Below are 4,037 nucleotides of genomic sequence, written 5' to 3' on the forward strand. Positions count from 1 at the left end.
GGACACCCTTGTCTTAAGCTAACGGTTGGCACTATCAGCCCCCGTATCGGACTTTCACCGACGAGTAAACGCCCATGCCGGGCGCACTAAAGGATAAGAATTATGACAATATAATACTTCAAAAGACACAGATAGAATCGCCATCTCTGGTGATTCTATTTATATTCGTATATATTGTTCTAATATGACCTACGAGAAAGTCGATGAATTATCATTAATAATTTTTCTTGCCTTTCCAAGCTTCATACAAAGATTTCGTGCGAAATGCAATATTAACCAAAATAAGAATACTAAATATCGGAAGTGTAGCGCCTGTCAATGTTCCAAGACCTAAAATATGCCGGAATAAATATATGGCTACATAATAACCTATTAAATCAGTAACAGCCAAAAAAGCTCTTAATTTATTAAATGGTAAACATGTTTTGATTACAGCTAGTATGCTTACAAATCCCATTAAATAATACATTAATGTTACGGATTCTGTTTGAGAAAATCCAAGTACTGGTGTCATCAAATAGACTGCTATAATATCAAAAACAACTAGCAATGCATTCGGCAGCGCACTTTTCAGTGCAGTTGGTAAAAATTTTGTTATGACTTTACGGTTATCTTCCTCAAATGATAGAAATAAAGCAGGATAGCCTTCAATAATTAAGTCATTCATTGTAATTTGAATTGGTAAAAATGGAAATGTAATACCAAAAATAGCGCACAGGATTGACAAAACAACTGAATACATAGTCTTAATGAAAAAGACAGAGGCCACTTTAGTAATATTATGAATAGTTCGTCGACCCTCACCAAGGATGCTTGGAAGGGATCCAAAATTTGAATCAAGGAGAACCAATTCAGCAATCTGTTTTGCAGCATCATTTCCTGATGACATTGCAATGCCCACATCTGCTTCACGAAGCGCTAATACGTCATTTACACCATCACCTGTCATCGCAACCGTATGCCCCTGTGCCTGAAAAGCCTGAACTAATTGCTGCTTTTGTTTAGGGCTGACACGACCAAAAATACTATATTTTTTTGCAGCATCGGTTAGTTCATCATCTGTTTCCAGTTGAGACAGATCAATATATGCTTCACTGTTCTCAAATCCCACCTTTTGCGCAATAGAAGCAACTGTTTTTGGATTATCCCCAGAAATAATTTTAAGATTGACACCTTCTTCTTTAAAATAGTTTAACGTTTCAGTAGCATTTTCACGGATGGCATCATCAAACACGAAAAATGCCAAAGGTTCAATTTCCACCTGATTTAACGTATCTTTCGTAAGATCCTGAATTGTTATCCCTACTGCCAGAGCTCTATTCCCATTCTGAGTTGCTTTCTCCAGTTCCTCGTGCTCATCCTGAGCTGCCAATATAAGTTCTGGTGCCCCAACGATAATAGTTCCAAGACCTTCAAATGTGATACTGCTCCATTTACGATCGGAGCTAAATGAAATTTTATAAGAAACATTCAGATTTTTATGAGAAGGAAAACTTACGCGCACAGCTTCCATCGTTGCATTGTGGTCGTCACTTTGATAAACATAGTTGCCCATTATTTCTTCAAAAGGATGGCCTTGAAAAACTTGTTGGAAAATTTGCTTATCTACCACTTCCATCTGACCCTTTGTCAATGTTCCGGTTTTATCAAGGCAAAGAATATCTACATGAGCCAGAGTCTCAAGACAGTGCATGTCTTGAACCAATACATTTTTCTTTGATAGCTTTATGACACCTGTTGCAGAGGAAAGGCTCATCAATAGAACTAGTCCTTTAGGAAGCATTCCAAGCAACGCGGCAGCAGTCGATGTGACGGCAATAACCGTCGTACTGCTGTGCCAATAGTAGCTTTCTAGAAATAAAATAATGCCAAGGGGAACAATAATAAAACTGGTGAAATTGGTAATCGTCCTCATGGAATCAATCAGCTCAGAGTGAATTCCACGGTCTTGTTTTGCCTGTGTTGCAATCTTTGAAGAATAATTATCCAGTCCCACATGTTCAACTGTAGCATATGCAAAGCCACTGACTACATAGCTCCCAGAATACAATCTATTATTGACTTCTTTTAATATTTCATCTACTTCTCCCGTTAACAGGGACTCGTTTACTTCAATAGACCCCGAAACGATGCAGCTGTCGGATGGAATCTGGTCACCTGTCTGAAGCCGGATAATATCTCCTAAAACTAACTGATCGACAGGAATTATCTGTAATTCGTTATCACGTATTGTTTTTACTTGAAGTGCATTCAGGATAGAAAGACTTTCTACAAGATTTCGTGCAGTAATTTCCTGTACAATTCCTATCGTGATATTGAGCAAAATGATTGCAAAGAAAAACATGTTAGAATATGCATGTACTGAGAATAACACAATTGCAATAAATAAATTTAATAAATTGAATAAAGTACATATGTTTTCTTTTAATATCTGTTTCGTTGTTTTTATTGTTGTGTTTGGTATGATATTCACCTGACCATCTGAAGTTAGCTTTTCTACTTGTACTATAGTCAGTCCTTCCGGTTGCGTCAGTGAATCTGATTCATAAGATAACATTTAAGCTCCTCCTTATATAATAATTTTAGTTCCAGAAAATACTGCCTCTTATGGATAGTTACTAGTTTCATTTCATTTGTCATATAGTGGTATTTGGAAAGCCATGTAATATACACTCCTTATACGATATTTAATCAATAAATATAATGATTATATTTTATTGATTAGAATATCTATTTTTTTTATTACAACTTCTCTAACCAAAGTTTTATCAAATATGTAATCGAAGGTAACCGGAAGCTTTCTATATTTAAAACTTAATTAATTATAAATTTAAAAAAGAGACAAACTTTCTGATGTATCCTTCTTGTAAAATAATAAAGATTACTTTCGAACATAACATCCCAATTATAAATCCTGCTATAACATCTGTTGGGTAATGAACATATAAATATAATCTTGATAAGGCTATCAGAAATGCTATTGACATAAATACAAATTTATATTGTGCAAAATACATAGACAGCATTTCCGCAACCGCAAAGGATGATAAAGTGTGTCCTGAAGGAAAGGAATGCACCCTAATGCCCCTTTCATCCTTTTCTCTATATGGCAACCTTATTTTTATGGTCTACTTCCACTTTTTTCTCTTTTCTCTTATAAACACTATAACTCCTGGCAGTATTGAAATAATTATTATAGATATTAGCGCATAAGAGAAATGATCTTTTATAAAAGATATATTGCCAAAGAAATACCCTCCGCCTAGAACTAAACTTACCCATACTCCATCACCGATTAAATTGTACGGCATAAATTTAGAATAATTCATTTCTCCAATACCAGCTATAAAAGGTACAATGGTTCTCATTATAGGAATAAATCTTGCTAAAACTATTGTCATTGACCCACGTTTTTTATAGAACTTTTGAACCTTTTTTATATGTTCTTTGTTAATAAACCTTACCTTTTCTTTTTCTAATAACTTTTTCCCGATTTTTTCCCCAATATGATAATTAGAAGTATCTCCAAGTATTGCTGCAAGATATGATACTACCAGAAGAGTAAACACATTCATTGATCCAATTCCTGCTAGTGCACCTGCTGTAAATAGCATTGAGTCACTTGGCAAAAATGGTAGAACAACCAAGCCTGTTTCAACGAATATAATTAGAAAAATAATAGCATATGTTAATATTCCATATTGTTGTATTATTAAGGTTAAATACTTGTCAATATGCATTATCCCATTTATAAAGTTAATTGAAATATCCATGATTTTTTTCCTTTCGTTATCTAACTCTTCTGCATACTTTCCCTTATTCATATTATATATTTGTAATATGAAAAACAGATTAAAATAGTCTTAGGATTAGCTTAAGAATTAGGTGATTTTATAAAAAATGCACCTAGAAAACAGCCAATCCTGAGATCTAGGTGTTCAATATTACAATTATTTTTGTTCCGATACCTTCCTTACTTTCTACATTTATGCTTCCTTTATGTATATCCACAATCAATTTAGCGATAGACAATCCAA

2 protein-coding genes and 1 pseudogene are annotated in these 4,037 nt (G+C 34.1%); all 3 read right to left on the reverse strand.

Going from position 1 to position 4,037, the window contains the following annotated elements:
• Window positions 1-214: 214 nt before the first annotated feature.
• Window positions 215-2,557: an HAD-IC family P-type ATPase gene (locus tag KPL51_RS22700; protein ID WP_216166647.1), complete on the reverse strand. Its 2,343-nt coding sequence runs from the start codon at window positions 2,555-2,557 to the stop codon at window positions 215-217.
• A 265-nt stretch (window positions 2,558-2,822) separates the two neighbouring features.
• A pseudogene (locus KPL51_RS22705) lies at window positions 2,823-3,074 on the reverse strand (phosphatase PAP2 family protein); the annotation flags it as partial.
• A gap of 54 nt (window positions 3,075-3,128) precedes the next feature.
• Entirely contained in the window at window positions 3,129-3,773 is a 645-nt protein-coding gene (locus KPL51_RS22710) for a VTT domain-containing protein (RefSeq protein WP_216166649.1), read from the reverse strand.
• Window positions 3,774-4,037: the final 264 nt, after the last annotated feature.

The sequence above is a fragment of the Clostridium bowmanii genome (genome assembly GCF_018861315.1).
GTDB classification, from domain to species: Bacteria; Bacillota; Clostridia; order Clostridiales; family Clostridiaceae; genus Clostridium_AD; species Clostridium_AD bowmanii.